The 18,736-nt window shown below is 43.0% G+C and carries 13 protein-coding genes; 9 read left to right on the forward strand and 4 right to left on the reverse strand.

What is annotated here, in order from left to right:
• Positions 1–10 precede the first annotated feature (10 nt).
• A complete protein-coding gene (locus ACQVGS_RS11390) occupies positions 11–1,369 on the reverse strand; it encodes an MATE family efflux transporter (RefSeq protein ID WP_095713110.1) in 1,359 nt (452 codons plus the stop codon).
• 275 nt (positions 1,370–1,644) lie between these two features.
• Between ACQVGS_RS11390 and cdaS the strand changes: the two genes are divergently transcribed.
• The 8 genes from cdaS to odhB all read left to right on the forward strand — a co-directional run bounded on the left by cdaS (position 1,645) and on the right by odhB (position 13,325).
• On the forward strand, positions 1,645–2,259 hold the full coding sequence (gene cdaS / locus ACQVGS_RS11395) for a sporulation-specific diadenylate cyclase CdaS (RefSeq protein WP_103671810.1): 615 nt from the start codon (positions 1,645–1,647) through the stop codon (positions 2,257–2,259).
• 243 nt (positions 2,260–2,502) lie between these two features.
• The gene (locus ACQVGS_RS11400) at positions 2,503–3,720 is read left to right on the forward strand and encodes a macrolide family glycosyltransferase (protein ID WP_188323056.1); all 1,218 of its coding nucleotides are present in this window, start codon (positions 2,503–2,505) and stop codon (positions 3,718–3,720) included.
• A gap of 397 nt (positions 3,721–4,117) precedes the next feature.
• Complete coding sequence (locus ACQVGS_RS11405; RefSeq protein WP_106021288.1) at positions 4,118–5,353, forward strand: C40 family peptidase; 1,236 nt, start codon at positions 4,118–4,120, stop codon at positions 5,351–5,353.
• A 144-nt stretch (positions 5,354–5,497) separates the two neighbouring features.
• A complete protein-coding gene (locus ACQVGS_RS11410; RefSeq protein WP_106021286.1) occupies positions 5,498–6,088 on the forward strand; it encodes a superoxide dismutase family protein in 591 nt (196 codons plus the stop codon).
• 87 nt (positions 6,089–6,175) lie between these two features.
• Positions 6,176–7,066, forward strand: coding sequence for an AAA family ATPase (locus ACQVGS_RS11415; protein WP_010334584.1), 891 nt, complete (start codon positions 6,176–6,178; stop codon positions 7,064–7,066).
• Positions 7,067–7,076: 10 nt separating this feature from the next.
• Positions 7,077–8,993 carry a vWA domain-containing protein gene (locus ACQVGS_RS11420; RefSeq protein WP_106021284.1) on the forward strand — a complete coding sequence of 639 codons (1,917 nt, stop codon included), beginning with the start codon at positions 7,077–7,079 and terminating at the stop codon, positions 8,991–8,993.
• Positions 8,994–9,221: 228 nt separating this feature from the next.
• Positions 9,222–12,056, forward strand: a complete 2,835-nt coding sequence (sucA, locus tag ACQVGS_RS11425) for a 2-oxoglutarate dehydrogenase E1 component (RefSeq protein ID WP_106021282.1) — start codon at positions 9,222–9,224, stop codon at positions 12,054–12,056.
• 15 nt (positions 12,057–12,071) lie between these two features.
• The gene (odhB, locus tag ACQVGS_RS11430; RefSeq protein WP_059293272.1) at positions 12,072–13,325 is read left to right on the forward strand and encodes a 2-oxoglutarate dehydrogenase complex dihydrolipoyllysine-residue succinyltransferase; all 1,254 of its coding nucleotides are present in this window, start codon (positions 12,072–12,074) and stop codon (positions 13,323–13,325) included.
• Between the two features lie 57 nt (positions 13,326–13,382).
• On the opposite strand, the gene ACQVGS_RS11435 is transcribed toward odhB, so the two are convergent.
• Positions 13,383–14,348: a bile acid:sodium symporter family transporter gene (locus tag ACQVGS_RS11435; protein WP_101860559.1), complete on the reverse strand. Its 966-nt coding sequence runs from the start codon at positions 14,346–14,348 to the stop codon at positions 13,383–13,385.
• 240 nt (positions 14,349–14,588) lie between these two features.
• On the opposite strand from ACQVGS_RS11435, the gene ACQVGS_RS11440 reads away from it, so the two are divergent.
• Positions 14,589–15,926: a sodium-dependent transporter gene (locus ACQVGS_RS11440; RefSeq protein WP_095713102.1), complete on the forward strand. Its 1,338-nt coding sequence runs from the start codon at positions 14,589–14,591 to the stop codon at positions 15,924–15,926.
• A gap of 31 nt (positions 15,927–15,957) precedes the next feature.
• Here ACQVGS_RS11440 and ACQVGS_RS11445 read toward each other — a convergent pair whose 3' ends face one another.
• Positions 15,958–16,803: a superoxide dismutase gene (locus ACQVGS_RS11445; protein ID WP_105955027.1), complete on the reverse strand. Its 846-nt coding sequence runs from the start codon at positions 16,801–16,803 to the stop codon at positions 15,958–15,960.
• On the reverse strand, positions 16,793–18,691 hold the full coding sequence (locus tag ACQVGS_RS11450; RefSeq protein WP_106022148.1) for a terpene cyclase/mutase family protein: 1,899 nt from the start codon (positions 18,689–18,691) through the stop codon (positions 16,793–16,795). Before ACQVGS_RS11450 ends, ACQVGS_RS11445 begins: the two co-directional genes overlap by 11 nt.
• Positions 18,692–18,736: the final 45 nt, after the last annotated feature.

Raw genomic sequence — 18,736 nt, forward strand, 5'->3', positions numbered from 1 at the left:
ATCACCTCTTTTAAAATTCCTGCTTCAATAAATAACGCTTCTGCAGTTTAACCAGCCTGAAAAACAGCCCGACTGCTCCTGCCGCTAGCCCTGCAATTAACCCGATCCAATAACCGAACGCGCCAAGTTCTGTAAACGTGCCGACCGCATAACCGACAGGAAGGCCGATAACCCAATAAGAAATAAAAGCGGCTGCAAGTGTATAATTGACATCTTTATATCCTCTGAGGGCGCCCTGAATAGGTGCTGCCACAGCATCGGAAAGCTGAAAAAACAGCGCGTAAATTAAAAAGTGCTGCGTTAGCCGGAGGACATCCTGATCAGAGGTGTACATACCTGCGATTTGCTCTCTGAATAAAAGGATACAGGCAGCTGTTAACAAAGAAAAGCCTACTGCCATCATGATGCCGATAAAGCTGTAAGAGCGAGCGTCTTTAAAACGAGCTGCTCCGGCCTCAAACCCGACAACTATCGTTAAAGCCATGGACACGCTGAGCGGCAGCATATATAAAAGTGACGCAAAGTTCATGGCGGCCTGATGGGACGCGATGGTTACTGTATTGAAATGGCTCATCAGCAAAGTGACAGCCGCGAAGATGCTCGTTTCAAAAAACACGGCAAACCCGATGGGCAGTCCGATTTTCAGCATATTTTTGCACGCTTCCCAAGAGAACTTATACATGGTAAGGAAAATGCCATATTCAGAAAACGGCGCTGCTTTGTGAATGATGATAAAACTGATGATACAGATGCACCAATATGTAAGCGCTGATGCAATTCCGGCGCCGACTCCGCCAAGGGCAGGCATGCCGAATTTTCCGAAAATAAATACGTAGTTTAACACAAAATTAATCGGCAGTGAACATAGTGTAATCATCATGGTCACTCGTGTTTTTCCTAATGAGTCAATGAACGATCTCAAAACGGTGTAAACAAATAAAGGAAAAATCCCCAAAGATAAAAACCCTAAAAAGTGCTTAGCAATGTCATATACGTGAGCCTCAAGGTTCAATCGGGACAGAACAGGATCAACTATTCCATATCCAACCGCTAAAACGGCGATGCTTAGAAGCGCGGCCACATATACAGCCTGTAAGACAGTAAAGGGAATTTGTTTGGTTTTATCAGCACCTAATAGCTGTGCGACAATCGGGGTGACAGCCATTAATATACCTGCCAGTCCAGTATAGACAGGCGTCCAAAGACTTGATCCAATGGCCACACCGGCTAAATCGGCGGCGCTGACTTTCCCTGACATCACCGTATCTAAAAAGGTCATGAGAGAAAGCCCCGCCTGAGTGATTAAAATCGGAATTAAAATGTGCAAAAGCTGTTTTATCTTTTGTCCGGCGTTTTTGGTTTCTTTCATACATTGATCCCCGTTTCTTTATCATAACGAGAGAAATTATAACATTTTATGTATAAAAAGCAATGAACGCCTGGCCTATTCTTTTTTTGACGGTTTCGTTTTTCTAAACATTTGGGCATAAATAAAAGAAAGCGAAATAACGCCTAAAAAGGTGCAGATATATTGAATGATTCTTTCCATTTCCATTCTTTACATACCTCCTTTACCAATAGAATGTACATCAATAAGATAAGCATGCGTGCAAAGTTGAAAATATGAAAAGGAGATGAAGGCCCATGCATTACGAACAGATGACAGAAAGTGTATTCACGGCAAAGATACAATCGCATTTAGAACAGATATTAGGGGATGCTTCTCTTATTTTGAAAACGTTACACGAAAAAGATCAATGCCTCCTTTGTGAATTGGATGACTTGGGACGTATTTTTGAGAATATGCACGGCATTGCCTCATCCTTTTATTTGCAATCATACATTGAACAATTTACACCGTCATTTGTGGAACTGGCCAAGGCGATTAAAAATTTATCGGAAAATAAGCATGGCGCGTTAATTGTCATTGAAAGGGCAGACCCGGTTGACGAATTTATTCAAAAAGGAACATCGCTGCATGCAGAAATCAGTGCTTCATTAATTGAAAGCATCTTTTTCCCGGGAAACCCTCTTCATGACGGCGCTTTATTAGTGAGGGATCATACACTCGTCTCAGCCGGAAACGTTCTCCCGCTGACGACACAAGAAGTGGATATTCATCTGGGAACCAGGCACCGGGCGGCTTTGGGGATGTCTGGATATACAGATGCGCTTGTGCTGGTTGTTTCTGAGGAAACAGGCAAGATGTCGTTTGCGAAGGACGGTGTGTTATATCCGCTCATCTCACCGAGAACATAAAAATAAACAAAAGGACCCGAACAGCTTTCGTCTCATGAGACAAAATGACTGGAATAGAACTCTTTTTTAAAAGCATTCATGTCATACTGAATGCTTTTTTTCTTGAAAATAGAAAGTCGGGAAATGTAACCTAGTATAAAAGTTATATTGGATTAATATTAATAAAGTTAAATACTTTACCTGATTTTGTATTTATAGTACTGTATAAAATATTACATAAATTTTAATGGAAGGGTGTGCCGCATGACTAATGTATTAATGGTCGGTTTTCCGGGAGAGGGCCATATTAATCCGTCTATCGGTGTAATGAAGGAGCTGAAATCACGAGGAGAAAACATTACTTACTATGCAGTAAAGGAATATGAAGAAAAAATCACTGCGCTTGATATTGAATTTCGTGAATATAACGATTTTAGAGAAGAATATTTCGGAAAAAACGCAACTGGTAATGAGGAAAGAGATTTTGCCGAAATGATATGCGCCTTTTTGAAAGGGTGTAAGGACATCGCCACCCATATTTATAATGAAGTGAAAAACGAATCATATGATTATGTCATATATGATCACCATTTCCTGGCCGGTAAAATCATTGCCAATCTGCTGAAGCTGCCTAGATTTTCATTATGTACGACCTTTGCGATGAATGAGGATTTTTTAAAGGGAATGATGGACACCTTCAATAGCAGACCATTTGAAGACTCACCTTATTACGAATCCTATCAGCAGCTCGCAGAAACCTTAAATGCCGAGTTTCAAGCGGGAATTACCAAGCCGTTTGACGTTTTTTCGTCCGATGGAGATTTGACGATTGTCTTTACGTCAAGAGAATTTCAGCCAATGGCTGAGCAATTCGGAGAAAATTATGTGTTTGTTGGTCCTTCAATTGCAAAAAGAGCCAAAAGCAATGACTTTCCATTCGATCAGATTGACAATGAAAACGTGCTGTTTATTTCTATGGGAACCATTTTTAATAATCAAAAAGAGTTTTTCAATCAATGTCTCGAGGTGTGCAAAGACTTTGACGGAAAAGTTGTGCTGTCCATTGGGAAACATGTTAAACAAAGTGAGTTAAACAATATTCCTCACAATTTTATTGTCCGCCCGTATGTGCCGCAGCTTGAAATCCTGAAAAGAGCCAGTTTGTTTGTCACCCACGGCGGAATGAACAGCACAAGCGAAGGGTTATATTTTGAAACACCGCTCATTGTCATTCCGATGGGAGCTGATCAATTTGCTGTCGGAAAACAGGTGGAGCAAGTAGGTGCGGGGAAAGTGCTGAAAAAAGAACAGCTGTCTGAAAACCTTCTGAAAGAAACCATTCAAGAAGTGATCAGCAATCCTGTTTATGCTGAGAAAGCAAAAGCAATTGGCCAGTCACTGAAAGCAGCAGGCGGTGCTGAAAAAGCTGCCGACAGCATTCTTGAATATGTTAAACACAATACTCAATCAGCTAACGCATAGTGTATACAGCCTGTTCATTTGAAATGGACAGGCTTTTAACTGTTTCGGAAAGCTGGGCAGAGTTGCAGTCAGAAGAAGGGATTTGACACTTTGATAGAGAATTGAAAGAAAAACAGACAGGAAAGGAGGAAAATCTGCTTCTTTCATCAGCATAAACCAATCATTTTACCCCCGCTTAAATAGTTCCTTAGACTTTCGATAAACCTATACAAATTATGTAAAGTATTAGGTGTTTATCTAGAGGTTTAAGGTCGAACGAAGCTGAATTTGCTGCCGGATCTATAAAAATTTGTTTATAACGCTAAAAAAGTGACGATAAAACGTATGTGTGCCATTTTTGGAAACAGAATACTAATTATTTCTGTTTGTCTCATAAAAAGTTTAGGAGGTTAAATGAATGAAAAAGAAGATCGTAGCCGGCTTGGCTGTTTCCGCAGTTGTTGGGTCATCGATGGCAGCAGCACCCGCGGACGCAAAAACGATAAAGGTGAAAAGCGGTGACTCTCTTTGGAAACTTTCGCGCCAGTATCATACGAGTATTTCAGCACTGAAATCCGAAAACAAATTGAAATCGTCAATGCTTTATGTCGGCCAAAGCCTTAAAGTTCCTGAAAGCAGCAAAAAAAGCAAAACATCCTCATCAAACTCAAGCAAAACGTCAACATACACCGTAGCATATGGTGATTCCTTATGGATGATTGCCAAAAATCATAAAATGAGTGTTTCAGAGCTTAAAAGCTTAAACAGCCTGAGCAGTGATTTGATTCGTCCAGGCCAAAAACTGAAAATTAAAGGGACAAGCAGTTCAAATGGTTCGAATGGGCAGAAAAAAAGCAACGGTTCAAATTCTGCAGGCTCATCAAAAAGTACATATACTGTAAAGCTTGGTGATTCTCTGTGGAAAATCGCAAACAGTCTAAATATGACGGTGGCCGAATTGAAAACCTTAAACGGCTTAACATCAGATACGCTTTACCCTAAGCAAGTATTAAAAATAAAAAAAAGCAGCTCATCCAATAGCGGTAGCGGCGGTTCAAAAAAACCGTCAAACTCAAATTCTTCAAAAACAACTACATACAAAGTGAAATCAGGTGATTCGTTATGGAAGATTGCGAATCAGCTGGGCGTCACTGTGCAAAGTATCCGTGATAAGAACAATTTGTCTAGTGATGTTCTGCGAATCGGACAGGTTCTCACCATTTCAGGAACGACTAAATCAAATAATTCCAATAAGACAGTCCCGAAAGACAAACCAGGATCAAACGTTCAAATAGGAACAAAGATTGACAGAATGATAACGGAGGCAAAAAAATATGTCGGTGTTCCGTATCGCTGGGGCGGAAATACGCCTTCCGGTTTCGATTGCAGCGGCTATATTTATTACCTCATTAATAAAGTATCATCTATTTCAAGGCTGAGCACGGCAGGGTACTGGAATGTGATGCAAAAAGTCAGCCAGCCGTCAGTCGGAGACTTTGTTTTCTTTACGACGTATAAATCCGGACCGTCTCACATGGGGGTTTACTTGGGCGGCGGCAATTTTATTCATGCAAGCTCCGACGGTGTGGGCATTTCCAATCTCAGCAATTCGTATTGGAAACAGCGCTACCTGGGCGCACGAAGCTATTTTTAAACTTTGAGCATCGACATTAGACAGACGGGGCGTTTGGGCAGGACGTCCTGCTGCCCTAATGTAAAAGCCTTTTAAAAGGCTTTTTTTAGTTTATATCGGAATATGATTGACCAGACTGTTAGAAAAAACAAGGGGGGAGACAGCATGAATCGTTTCTTGCTCCTTATCGTGCTGGCGGCACTGGGTCTTGCGGGATGCAGTCAGGAAATACCTCCCGATCATCCGCGGCGGGTACCGGAAAAAAAGGTAATAGAAACCTCAGCGTTTCGCCATCAGATTCAGCTGGTCAATAGAGAAGGCAAAAAAGTCGGGTTTATTGAAATAAAAGAGTCAGAAGACGAAGGGCTCGATTTTCACATCTCAGCACACAGCCTGACACCTGGGGCTTCACTCGGTTTTCATATTTATGAAAAAGGATCATGTGTCAGGCCGGATTTTGAATCCGCGGGCGGACCCTTTAATCCGCTGAACAAAGAACACGGCTTCAATAATCCGATGGGACATCATGCCGGAGATCTTCCGAATCTTGAGGTCGGCGCAGACGGGAAAGTAGATGTTATTATGAATGCGCCTGAAACCTCTTTACAAAAAGGAAGCAAATTGAATATTCTCGACCAGGATGGCAGCGCGTTTATTATTCATGAACAGGCTGACGACTATTTGACGAATCCGAGCGGAAATTCAGGAGCGCGAATTGTCTGCGGAGCGCTTTCTGGCAATAACGAGAAACAGTAATATAGCGGGAGCCCTTTTGTATTGAGCATACAGGGGCTTTTTTAGTATACTCGTTAATGGAATACGAATAGGAAAGGAAACCTGTCTATGACATCTCAATTGCAGCACTTAACATTGCCGGAAGATATACAAAATAAGCTTTTATCATATAAAAGCCAGCCGATTTCTCCAGAATTTCAATCGCTTATCGGGACATCAGGCTATGAGGCGGAGGATGAAGCCATTTTATTCGATGCCATTATCGCATTAGCGATGGGGAAAAATATCCTGTTAAAAGGACCTACAGGCTCAGGTAAAACTAAGCTGGCAGAAACATTGTCCAGCTATTTTCATAAACCAATGCACAGTGTCAACTGCTCAGTTGATTTGGATGCTGAAGCGCTGGTCGGCTATAAAACCATTGAAAATCAATCTGGCCAGGCGACGATCGAGTTTGTCTCGGGACCTGTGACAACGGCCATGAATGAAGGCCACTTTCTTTATATAGATGAAATTAATATGGCAAAACCGGAAACCCTGCCAATCTTAAACGGTGTATTGGACTACAGAAAAATGATGACAAATCCGTTTACAGGAGAAGTCGTTAGGGCAAAAGAAGGGTTTGGAGTCATTGCTGCCATCAATGAAGGCTACGTCGGAACCGTTCCGCTGAATGAAGCGCTTAAAAACCGTTTTGTCATCATTGATGTGCCTTATATTAAAGGTGAGCTGCTGAAACAAGTACTCATGTCTCAGTCTGCCCTTCATGATGAGAAATTGATTGACCGGTTTATCACGCTGTCTTCTGATCTGATCGTTCAGGCCAATAACGGGCAGGTGTCTGAAGAAGCGGCATCCATCAGAGCTTTAATTGATACGTGTGATTTAGCCGCTTATATTCCGCCGCTACGCGCCATCGAACGCGGAATTGTAGAGAAGCTTGACGATGACCGTGAAAAGGCGGCGGTCCGAAATATCGCAGAAACTCTGTTTGAATGAGGGATGTGCGATGAAATTTATCAAATTTAATGACAGCACAATTGACTCGTTTTTATTTATGATGCTGACCGATTTGGCCAAAACGCTCACCAAAAGTGAGGCAGTGGAAGTGGAGTATGGCGTTCAGTCCTACTACAACCCATTTGAAAAAAAAATCTACATGAGCCACTTTTGGAAGGACAGAGCAGCTGAAGATATGGAAGCAGGTCTCAAAAGCGATGTCTACCTTCGATCAGTCGGAACAAAATACAGCTCGCTGCAAGAGTTTGCGAGCCTTTTGGATTATATCCAGCACAATCTTACGTACAAAAGCTTTGCCAAACAGCTGTTTATGCTGCTTGAGGACATCAGAATTGAAGAATGTATCAAACACGAGCGTCCTGGTACAAAGCATGTATTTGCAAAACGAAAAGACATGTACAGAAAACATTTCTCCACGCAGCTGACTTTAAATTTAGAACGAAGCATTTTTACGGATGCGCTCTTTTGCGCCATGTATGTCAAGCTGACGGCGGAATCGCCACTGGAAGCCATCCCGTCTATGCGTGATGATATTGATCTGATGCGTCCGTTTATCGAACAGCAGCTCTTGCGTGTGTATGAAGCTGATTCTACACTTCACGTTCTGAAAATTGTCGAAGATATCATGGACGGACTTGAAGAGGTGCTTGATAAAGACATGCTAAATACCTACTTCTTCTTGCCTGAGTTAGATTATGCAAAAGCTGCCGAGCAGCCGTTATTTGAAGAAGAGAAAAAAGCGCCGAAGCTGAGTGATGACATAACGCTTCCGAAAAAGTCAGACGGCGATGAAGATATTCACGATGAAGAAATGCCGACTTGGCACCGTGAAACAGAAGCGCCGTCTAAAAGCTTCCTTCAATTTGATATTGAACACGGCGCAAAATCCGATTTAGGAAAAGATGCTTCTCGTGAAGGGGACGATGGAGACCAGGCCCTCGGCTCTGTTCAAGGTTCAGCCAGACAGACAAAACGAAAAGACTATTCCAAACTGGAAGCGCTGGAGTCCAAAAAAGACCAGCCGAACGGTGCGGGTCTTGCCGACGGAAAGGAAAATAAATTCGCGTTTGCGATTTATAAAGAACCGCAGCCTGCAACACAAGATGAAGAGCTTTCTTATAAACAGCAGGCAAAATCGATCGAATCGTATCAGAAGCGTTTGAAACAGATGATTCAAAAAACGCTTGAACACAAAAAAACGCTGCCAAGGACTGACCTTCACGCGGGCCGTCTGAACAACAAGCTTCTCCGTTATTTTACGGAGCGGAATCCGCGTCTTTTTTACAAAAAACAAGAGCCTTCTTCAGAAATTGACGCTGTTTTTACATTGCTGGTCGACTGTTCAGCAAGCATGTTCGACAAAATGGATGAAACGAAGAGGGGAATCGTATTGTTTCACGAAGCCCTGAAGTCGGTAGCAGTCCCGCATCAAATTGTCGGTTTCTGGGAGGATACAAACGATGCGACCGAAACGAGTCAGCCGAACTATTTTAATACGGTAATTCCATTTCAGTCATCCTTAAGACAGGCGGCGGGACCGGCGATAATGCAGCTTGAACCTGAGGAAGACAACCGTGACGGCTATGCGATCAGGCAAATGACGAAAAAAATGCTGCAGCGGAGCGAGGCGCAAAAATTCTTAATCGTGTTCTCTGACGGAGAGCCGGCCGCATTTGGTTATGAGCAAAATGGAATTGTCGATACAAGTGAAGCGGTTATCGAAGCTCGAAAAAGAGGAATAGAAGTCATAAATGTTTTTCTCTCCAACTCGGAAATTGAAGAATCACAAATGAAAACGATACAGGATATGTACGGGAAGTTCAGTATATTTGTCCCGGATGTCGATCAGCTTCCGGATGTACTGTATCCGCTTCTTAAAAAACTGCTCCATAAAAGCATAGGATAACCCTTTATTCTATGCTTTTTGGCGTTTCTTTTTTTAAATGATTAAATTTTTTGTTTTTTATAAAGGTTTTTTACTATTTTGTGAACAATCAAGGTAGAATCAAATTGCAAACAGTGGTAAAATATCGTTGGAAGCGTTTTTATTACATAATTTTGGACACAGCGTTCGAAAGTTATTTTAAGATAGTGAATAAATCACTTGATTATCTAGGTTGGGGGTAATATTCAAATGTTTCAAAATAATATGAAACAACGAATGAATTGGGAAGATTTTTACGGTCCGAACCTCGGCTATGCGCTGGAGCTTTACGATCAGTACACCCAGGATCCGAACAGCATTGATCCGGATCTGAAGGAAATGTTCGACGAACTCGGAGCTCCTCCAAGCGATATAAAAGAGGCATCGGGAACAAAAGAAAAGGGACGTGTTACAGCCGATCTGATACAAAAGATCGCATCAGCAATCAGACTTGCAGAAGATATACGAACCTATGGCCATTTGAACGCTTCCGTCAATCCGCTCAGAAAGGATGGGAAAAAGAGCGAGCTCTTTCCATTATCCGATTACGGGCTAACAGAAGAGGAAATAAAAGAAATACCTGCGTCGGTCATTTGTAAAGACGCTCCTACAAACATTACGAACGGTTTAGAAGCCATTCAATATTTGCGAAATACGTATAAAAGAACCATCTCATTTGAATTTGATCATGTACACGATTTTAAAGAGCGCGAGTGGCTGACTCAAAAGATTGAATCCGGTGAATTGTTCCAAAAGAACTCAGCCGAAAAGCTGTCAGCTGTGCTGGAGAGACTGATGGAAGTAGAGGGATTCGAGCAATTTTTACACCGGACCTTCGTCGGGCAGAAGCGTTTTTCAATTGAGGGTCTGGACGCTCTCGTTCCAGTGCTTGATGACATAATTGCACAATCTGTCAAATCAGGTACAACGAGCGTCAACATCGGCATGGCGCACAGGGGCCGCCTGAATGTGCTGGCACATGTGCTGGGCAAACCGTATGAAATCATATTCTCAGAATTCCAGCATGCGCCTAACAAAGATCTTGTCCCGTCTGAAGGATCAATCGGCATCAGCTACGGATGGACGGGGGATGTCAAATATCATCTGGGAGCGAACCGTGAGCTTCATGACGCTGAAACGAAGTCAGCGCGCATTACGCTGGCGAATAACCCGAGCCACTTGGAATTTATCAATCCGATTGTTGAAGGCAGCACAAGAGCGGCGCAGGAAACAAGAACACATAGCGGATATCCGGTTCAGGATGAAACAAAATCACTTGCGATTTTAATTCATGGAGACGCTGCGTTCCCGGGGGAAGGAATTGTAGCTGAAACATTGAATTTAAGCTCTTTAAAAGGGTATCAAGTCGGCGGTGCGATTCATATTATCGCCAATAACATGATCGGATTCACAACAGAAAGCGCTGAATCAAGATCAACAAACTATGCCAGTGACCTGGCGAAGGGCTATGAAATTCCGATTGTTCACGTAAATGCGGACGATCCTGAAGCCTGTCTTTCAGCTGTTAAGTTTGCGGTAGAATACCGAAAAACATTCAACAAGGACTTTCTGATTGACTTGATCGGGTACAGACGCTACGGACACAACGAAATGGATGAGCCGTCAACTACTCAGCCGATGCTGTATGACGCTGTAAGAAAGCATCCGACTGTCAAACATATTTTCGCGGAAAAGCTCGTTAAAGAAGGGGTGCTTACCGAGGAAGTTGTTCAAAACATTGAAAAGTCGGTAACGAAACGCATAGAAGACGCTTATCAAAAAGTGCCGGCTAAAAAGGAACATATCGCCAGTGAAATAGAACTTCCGGAACCTGTTTCAAATGGCTTTCCGGATGTAGATACATCTATTGATTTTGATGTGCTCCGCAAGCTGAATGGCGAACTGGTCAATTGGCCGGAGTCGTTTAATGTATTCGGTAAGCTAAAACGCATTTTGGAAAGACGGGCCAAGGCGTTTGATGATGACAGAAAAGTGGAATGGTCATTGGCTGAATCTCTCGCGTTTGCTTCCATTCTGAAAGACGGAACACCGATTCGATTAACAGGACAGGATTCTGAGCGCGGAACGTTTGCTCAAAGAAACCTTGTGCTTCACGACAGTGAGACAGGCAAGGAATTTGTGCCGCTGCACCATTTGTCAGATTGTGACACATCATTTGCGGTTCATAACAGCCCGCTGTCTGAAGGATCTGTACTCGGTTTTGAATACGGCTATAACGTGTATTCACCTGAAACACTTGTCCTTTGGGAAGCGCAGTATGGGGATTTTGCCAATGCTGCTCAAGTGTACTTTGACCAATTTATTTCTGCCGGACGAGCAAAATGGGGCCAAAAATCTGGATTAGTGATGCTGCTGCCGCACGGTTATGAGGGACAGGGCCCTGAGCATTCAAGCGGTAGAATCGAGCGGTTCCTGCAGCTAGCTGCTGAGAACAACTGGACGGTTGCCAACCTGACAAGCGCCGCTCAATATTTTCATATATTAAGAAGACAGGCTAAAATGCTGCTGCGTGAGGAAATTCGTCCGCTTGTTATCATGACGCCGAAGAGCCTTCTGCGCAATCCGAATACCGTTTCTGAAGTGCAGGAGCTCAGCGAAAGCCGCTTCCAGCCTGTTTACGAACAGTCAGGACTTTCTCATGAATATGAAAAAGTGACGCGGCTCGTATTATCCAGCGGTAAAGTATCTATAGACATCAGCGATCATTTCAACAAGTTAGAAGACGGGAAAGAGTGGCTTCATATTGCGAGAATTGAACAGCTGTATCCATTCCCTGCAAAAGGAGTCAAAGAATTATTTGCAAAGCTTCCGAATCTTAAAGAAATCGTTTGGGTTCAGGAAGAGCCGCAGAACATGGGGGCATGGAGCTATATCAGCCCTTATTTGACAGAACTTGCACCAGAAGGAGTAAGCGTTCAATATATTGGACGAAGAAGACGATCCAGTCCTGCAGAGGGAGATCCGACAGTTCATAAAAAAGAACAGGAACGTATTGTATCTGATAGCTTGACTCGCAAAAACTAAGGGGGAAATGAAAAAATGGCGGAAATTAAGGTACCTGAATTAGCAGAATCAATCTCAGAAGGAACAATAGCCCAATGGTTAAAGCAGCCCGGTGATTATGTAGAACAGGGTGAATATCTGCTTGAACTTGAAACGGATAAAGTAAATGTTGAATTGACAGCAGAAGAATCGGGTGTTCTTCAAGAGGTATTGAAAGATTCGGGTGATACCGTCCAAGTTGGAGAAATTATCGGTACCATTACAGAAGGCGCGGGTGAAAGTTCTGCCCCTGCTCCTTCAGAGAAGGCTGAAAGCAAAGAAAGTGAAAAAGAAGAAAAGCAAGCTGAACCAGCGGCGCAAGAAGTGAGCCAGGAAGCGCAAACTGAAGCAAAATCAAGAACAATCGCATCTCCTTCTGCACGTAAGCTGGCGAGAGAGAAAGGGATTGACCTGTCTCAGGTTCCGACTGGCGACCCGCTTGGAAGAGTGCGCAAACAGGATGTTGAGGCGTATGAAAAACCGGCTGCGAAACCAGCTCCTCAGCAAAAACAGCAGCCGCAGGCTCAAAAAACACAGCAAAGCTTTGAAAAGCCTGTTGAAGTGCAAAAAATGTCACGCCGCAGACAGACAATCGCAAAACGTCTAGTCGAAGTACAGCAAACATCTGCGATGCTGACTACATTTAATGAAGTTGACATGACGGCTGTTATGAATCTTAGAAAACGCCGCAAAGACCAATTCTTTGAGCAAAATGAAGTGAAGCTCGGCTTTATGTCTTTCTTTACAAAAGCTGTTGTAGCGGCTTTGAAAAAATATCCGCTCTTGAATGCAGAAATTCAAGGCGATGAGCTGATTGTTAAAAAATTCTATGATATCGGAATCGCTGTCGCAGCTGAGGAAGGACTTGTCGTTCCAGTTGTACGTGATGCAGACCGCCTGACATTTGCAGGCATTGAAAAAGAAATCGGCGAGCTTGCGAAAAAAGCGAGAAGCAATAAATTGACCCTTGGTGAGCTGCAAGGAGGCTCATTTACAATTACAAACGGAGGGACTTTCGGTTCACTCATGTCGACACCGATTTTAAACAGCCCTCAAGTTGGTATCCTGGGTATGCATAAGATTCAGCTGCGCCCTGTCGCAATTGATGAAGAACGTTTCGAAAACCGTCCGATGATGTACATTGCATTATCTTATGATCACCGGATCGTAGATGGTAAAGAAGCAGTTGGATTCCTTGTCACAATTAAAAACTTACTAGAAGATCCTGAACAGCTTTTGTTAGAGGGATAAAACAAAAAAGGTACATCACGGATAAACGTGATGTACCTTTTTATATACAATAGAATGTTAAAGAGTCAGTTCTGTGCTGTTTGAATCTTCTTTTGGATTCTTACCTTTTTTAGACCAATATGTAGCGAGCAGGGAGCCCGAAAGGTTGTGCCACACACTGAAAATCGCGCTCGGAACGGCAGATAGCGGTGAAAAATGTGCCGTGGCAAGTGCTGCGCCAAGCCCTGAGTTTTGCATGCCGACTTCAATTGCAATTGCTTTTTGAGACGCATAATCCATTTTTAACAGCTTTGCACATAGAAATCCCAGTAAATATCCAAACCCGTTGTGCAGGATAACTACTGAAAAAATAAGCAAACCTGATTGAAGCAGGTTTTCCCGGTTGCCGCTTACAACAGCTGACACAATGGCAACGATACCGATGACTGAAACAAGCGGCAGGGCATGAACGGCTTTTGCGACCTGTTTTTTGAAAAATATTTTGACGACTAGGCCTGCAATGATTGGAATCAATACAGCCTGCAAAATCGAAATAAATAACGAGCCAGGTGAGACAGGCAGCCATTCCTTGGCAAACAGCATAATCAAAACCGGCGTCAAAACCGGTGCCAACAAGGTGGAAATCGTTGTGACAGCAACAGACAGGGCCGTATTGCCTTTTGCTAAAAATGTCATAACATTAGAGGCAGTTCCACCGGGACAGCAGCCAACGAGAATAACGCCTACCGCGATTTCCGAGGGGAGATGCAGGCCATATGCTAAGCCGAAAGCAACAAGCGGCATAATCGTATATTGGGCAATCACTCCGATAATGACGTACAAAGGTTTTCTGATCAGCTCTTTAAAATCATCGGTTTGCAGTGTTAGCCCCATTCCAAACATAATAATGCCAAGAAAAATCGTAATATAAGAACTGATCCAAGAAAATAATGACGGGAAAGAAAATCCGAGCACGGCAAAAACAATGACCCAGATTCCGAAGGTTTGTCCCGCGAAATGACTTATCTTTCTGATGTTTTCCATAAAAACACTCCTCATACACTGATCAAGAACTCCAGCAGAAATCCTTACAGATTTTTTGGTATTCCCCTATTATAATTAATTTTCTGAATAATTCAATATTGATAGATTGACTGTGATCTGATATATTCATGGAGATAGATGATAAATATATTATGTAAACTAATCAAAATATTCTTGACTATATAGGTAGATATTCTTACAATGAACCTTTAAACTGTTTTGGAAAATAGGAGTGATAGGGTGAAGGAAGCTAATCAATGGTCTTCGAAGCTGGGCTTTATTTTAGCTGCGGCTGGATCGGCTATCGGTCTCGGTGCAATATGGAAATTCCCATATGTAGCAGGCACCAGCGGAGGAGGCGCGTTTTTATTTATTTTTATTTTATTTACAATTTTAATCGGACTGCCATTATTGCTTGGTGAATTCATCATAGGCAGAAAAACACAGCAAGATGCCGTCCAATCCTATAAATCTCTTGCTCCAGGGTCTAAGTGGCATTGGATAGGCTATTTGGGCATGGCGACGTGCTTTATTCTGTTATCATTCTACAGCGTAGTCGGCGGATGGATTTTAAATTACATTTTTAAAGGCTTTACCGGCGGTTTATCGCATACGTCAGGATTTGATACGCTGTTTGCGAATACTATTTCAAATCCTTATTTGGCTGTAGGAGGCCAGCTGCTGTTTATGCTGGTCACAATTTTGGTTGTCGCAAAAGGTGTAAGCAGCGGAATTGAAAAAGCAAGCCAAATTTTAATGCCGGCGCTTTTTATATTATTTATCATTTTAATGGTGCGTTCAGTTACACTTCATGGAGCGATAGAAGGTATTAAGTTTTTCCTGACACCTGATATCTCTGCGATTGACGCCAATACGATATTATATGCGATGGGCCAGTCCTTCTTCTTATTAAGTGTCGGTGTATCTGTAATGGTAACGTATAGTGCTTATCTAGAGAAACAAGAAAATCTGGTGCAGTCTGCTGTATCTGTTACGGTTTTGAATGTCCTTGTCGCCATTATGGCGGGCATCGCGATCTTTCCAGCTGTTTTTTCATTCGGTCTCAAACCGGATCAAGGGCCTGTTCTGTTATTTAATGTGCTGCCGACTGTGTTTAATCAAATGCCGTTCGGAATTGTCTTTTTATTAGCATTTTTAATTCTATTTTTATTTGCGGCACTGACCTCTGCGTTTTCAATGCTTGAAATTTTGGTCGCTGTGCTTTCTAAAGGCGATGTTAGTAAAAGAAAACGATTTGCCTGGATCGGCGGGATTGCTATCTTTCTGGTCGGCGTACCGTCTGCGTTATCATACGGGGTTTTAAGTGATGTTACCATTTTTCACATGTCTATTTTTGACGCAGCTGATTTTCTGGTCAGCAATATTTTAATGCCGTTAGGAGCGTTATTGATTTCTATCTTTGTACCGTTAAAAATACCGAAAGAGGATTTGTTTAACGAGCTGAAAAGCGGCTCAAATCTCAAGCGAAAGTGGTTTGCGGTTTGGCTTCTGCTGATACGTTATCTTTCACCTGTTGCAATCATTATTGTATTTTTACATGTATTAGGTGTTTTTTAAAAAATGAAGCCCCCTGGAAAAGGGGGCTTTTTTAATAGAGTTTCCATACAACTTCTTTTGCCTGTTCAAAACGTTTTTCGGCTTCACGCCAATCGACTACGTTCCACCAATGATCAACATAGCTCCCGCGGTCATTTTTATATTGCAAATAGTAAGCATGTTCCCATACATCAAGCGGCAAAAGAGGGATAACATCCCACTGGCTGAAGTGCTGGTGCTTCTCTGCGGCTAAAATCTCAAGCCGTCCGGAACGAGGGGACCAGACAAGAATGGCCCACCCGACACCCTCCACTTTTTTTGCAGCTTGGGTAAAATGCTCCTTAAAGGCCGAATAGCTTCCAAATGAAAGATCGATCATTTGAAACAATGCTCCAGTAGGACGTCTTTTTCCGTTTGGATGCATAGAAAACCAAAAAATACTGTGCAAATAATGGCCAGCTCCATGAAATGCCAGCTCTCTTTCCCAATGAGTGATCAAGTCATAGTTCTTTGAAGCTCTGGCATTCTTAAGCTCCAATTCTGCTTTATTCAGTCCGTCAACATAGCTTTGATGATGCTTTGTATGATGAAGCACCATAATATCACGCGAAATATAAGGTTCTAAAGCGGAGTACTTGTACGGAAGCTTTGGGAGAACATGTTTTCCTATAGGAACGAAGGCACGTCTTTCACCTGTTTCTTCTGATTGTGTAATATCACGATAGAGTGTGGCGGCCTGCTGATACCACTCTTCTTCTGTCGTCTGGTCATCCTCCAGCGCTTCAATCATCTTTTCGATTTGATCCTCAAATTGATCAAGCTGTCCTCGTTTTTGAATCTGATCTTTTAAGGCTTCACACCAATTGAACATCTCGGTTTGATAAGATTCACGTTTCATTTGCTGTCTCCTTTTCAATAGAATTCAAATACTTGCTGACAGCCAGCAAAGGGAACACATAAGGATAACTATGGTACCGAATATAAAATTGCTTTGGCAGCCCGATTCCCACTGGATAAGTCAAGCTTCTACCGTCATGAGAACTGCTGTCCATGAGGTAGTTCATTCCTTTTACAATTGCTGGATGACTGGGTTTTTCATATTGCAATAAAGCATCTAAAGCCCAGGCAGTTTGTATAATGGTTCCTTCTTTAAGCGGCACATAGGTTTTGACCTCAGCGCTTTTGCAGGATTCACCCCAGCTGCCGTCATCATTTTGTACGGTTTTGAGCCACCGGATTGCCTTTTGTATCGAAGGATGTGTTCGAACAACTCCGCAGGCGTGCATACCGGTCAAGGCAGCCCATGTGCCATAAATGTAGCAAACACCCCATCGTCCGTACCAAGATCCATTACGTTCCTGGTTTTCAAAAAGCCAGTTCACAGCACGCTGAATGTGGTGATGTTTAACTGAAAAGCCAGCTTTTTCACCTAAAAAGTGCAGCACACGCCCGGTAAGGTCGGCGGTTGAGGGATCAACAGCCGCATCCTCGGCGGATTCAAGCGGGAGGTGGCGGATAAGAGGGTGGTTCACATTTTTTTCAAAGGCGGAAAACCCTCCATCATTGTTCTGCATCGATAAAAGCCAAGCCACACCTCGCTCCCAAGAAGAAGGAGAGAAGTTGCGGGGAATTGCTTTTAAGACGGCTGCGGTGTCGTCACAATCAGGATTATTCGTGTTGCTATTTGAAAATCCCCAGCCGCCTGGAGATACATTTGGATTTTTGACAGACCAATCTGCTATCTTCGTATGCTGCCGCTTTTGTAAAAAAGAAGCGGCTTTTGTAATTGGACCGTCTGTTTCGGCAACGCCGTTTTGCTGGAGCGCATAGGTGATTAATGCAGTATCCCAAACAGTGGATGTGGAATTTTCTAAGTAAGGAATGCCGCCGCATTCAGTCACCAATGCTTTGATGCCATTTATTGCCCTTCGGATGACCGGTGAATGGCGTGACACACCAAGTGACAGAAGGCTGTATACCATAAATATTGTGGCGCTTGCATAACTGTACAGTGTGCCGTCTTCTTCAATCCGGTCAAGCATATACGTTTTAGCTGTGTGTAAGCCCAGCTCCTGAAGAGCAAAGGGTGCACGAAAAATGCGCTTCCAATGAGTCAGAACAGAAGAGAGGTCTCGCTCCTCGAAAGCATCGGAACGGAGCCAAGTCAAAGGATTTTTTGTCATGTGCGGGTCGAGGTGGCGGAGAGATTGAATTTTGCGGTTTTTTAGTGTGAATCGCTGATTGAGTGTTACGGCCATTGGAGCAAAGTGTATACGGGCATATGTGCTGAACTGATAAAAATGAACCGGGAATGTTGGGGGAATTGCTAAAAGCGACAATGGCAAATATAAAGCGGGCCAAGGGTAAAGGCCATTTGCTGCAAGCATCCATTTTGTCATAAAATGAATATTTCTCAAGCCGCCATGTGATGCAATGAATTGTTCAGCTTTTTTCATGTGCGGATCAGTTCGATGGCAGCATCCTGAAGCCAGCATTCCGACATATCCTTGGACGGTAGCTGTTATATTGCCGTCTGTTTCGTCAGGAAAATTGTTAAACGTTCCGTCTGGCTGCTGATTTTCGCGAATGCCGGCTGCAAGCGCCGAAATGAGTTCTTTTTCATTTTCACCTTCATCAAGTGAGGTGAGGAGCAGAATAAAAAAAGAATTCGTCATGATTGGCCCTTCAAAGCAAAATGTCCAAGAACCGTCATCATTTTGCCTATCTTTCAGCTCTGAAATGGTGTTTTGCTGATAGCGCCTCACCTTCTTCTGAAGTGTGCTCATCCCGCTCAACTCCTTCAGAAGATATATATTCACCTGCTTTTGCCG

It is taken from the genome of Bacillus sp. SD127, assembly GCF_058566445.1.

Bases quoted from the DNA above. Each gene is read 5' to 3' on its own strand.
- ACQVGS_RS11390 (WP_095713110.1), bottom strand. From the start codon at position 1,369: ATGAAAGAAACCAAAAACGCCGGACAAAAGATAAAACAGCTTTTGCAC.
- cdaS (WP_103671810.1), top strand. From the start codon at position 1,645: ATGCATTACGAACAGATGACAGAAAGTGTATTCACGGCAAAGATACAA.
- ACQVGS_RS11400 (WP_188323056.1), top strand. From the start codon at position 2,503: ATGACTAATGTATTAATGGTCGGTTTTCCGGGAGAGGGCCATATTAAT.
- ACQVGS_RS11405 (WP_106021288.1), top strand. From the start codon at position 4,118: ATGAAAAAGAAGATCGTAGCCGGCTTGGCTGTTTCCGCAGTTGTTGGG.
- ACQVGS_RS11410 (WP_106021286.1), top strand. From the start codon at position 5,498: ATGAATCGTTTCTTGCTCCTTATCGTGCTGGCGGCACTGGGTCTTGCG.
- ACQVGS_RS11415 (WP_010334584.1), top strand. From the start codon at position 6,176: ATGACATCTCAATTGCAGCACTTAACATTGCCGGAAGATATACAAAAT.
- ACQVGS_RS11420 (WP_106021284.1), top strand. From the start codon at position 7,077: ATGAAATTTATCAAATTTAATGACAGCACAATTGACTCGTTTTTATTT.
- sucA (WP_106021282.1), top strand. From the start codon at position 9,222: ATGTTTCAAAATAATATGAAACAACGAATGAATTGGGAAGATTTTTAC.
- odhB (WP_059293272.1), top strand. From the start codon at position 12,072: ATGGCGGAAATTAAGGTACCTGAATTAGCAGAATCAATCTCAGAAGGA.
- ACQVGS_RS11435 (WP_101860559.1), bottom strand. From the start codon at position 14,348: ATGGAAAACATCAGAAAGATAAGTCATTTCGCGGGACAAACCTTCGGA.
- ACQVGS_RS11445 (WP_105955027.1), bottom strand. From the start codon at position 16,803: ATGAAACGTGAATCTTATCAAACCGAGATGTTCAATTGGTGTGAAGCC.
- ACQVGS_RS11450 (WP_106022148.1), bottom strand. From the start codon at position 18,691: ATGAGCACACTTCAGAAGAAGGTGAGGCGCTATCAGCAAAACACCATT.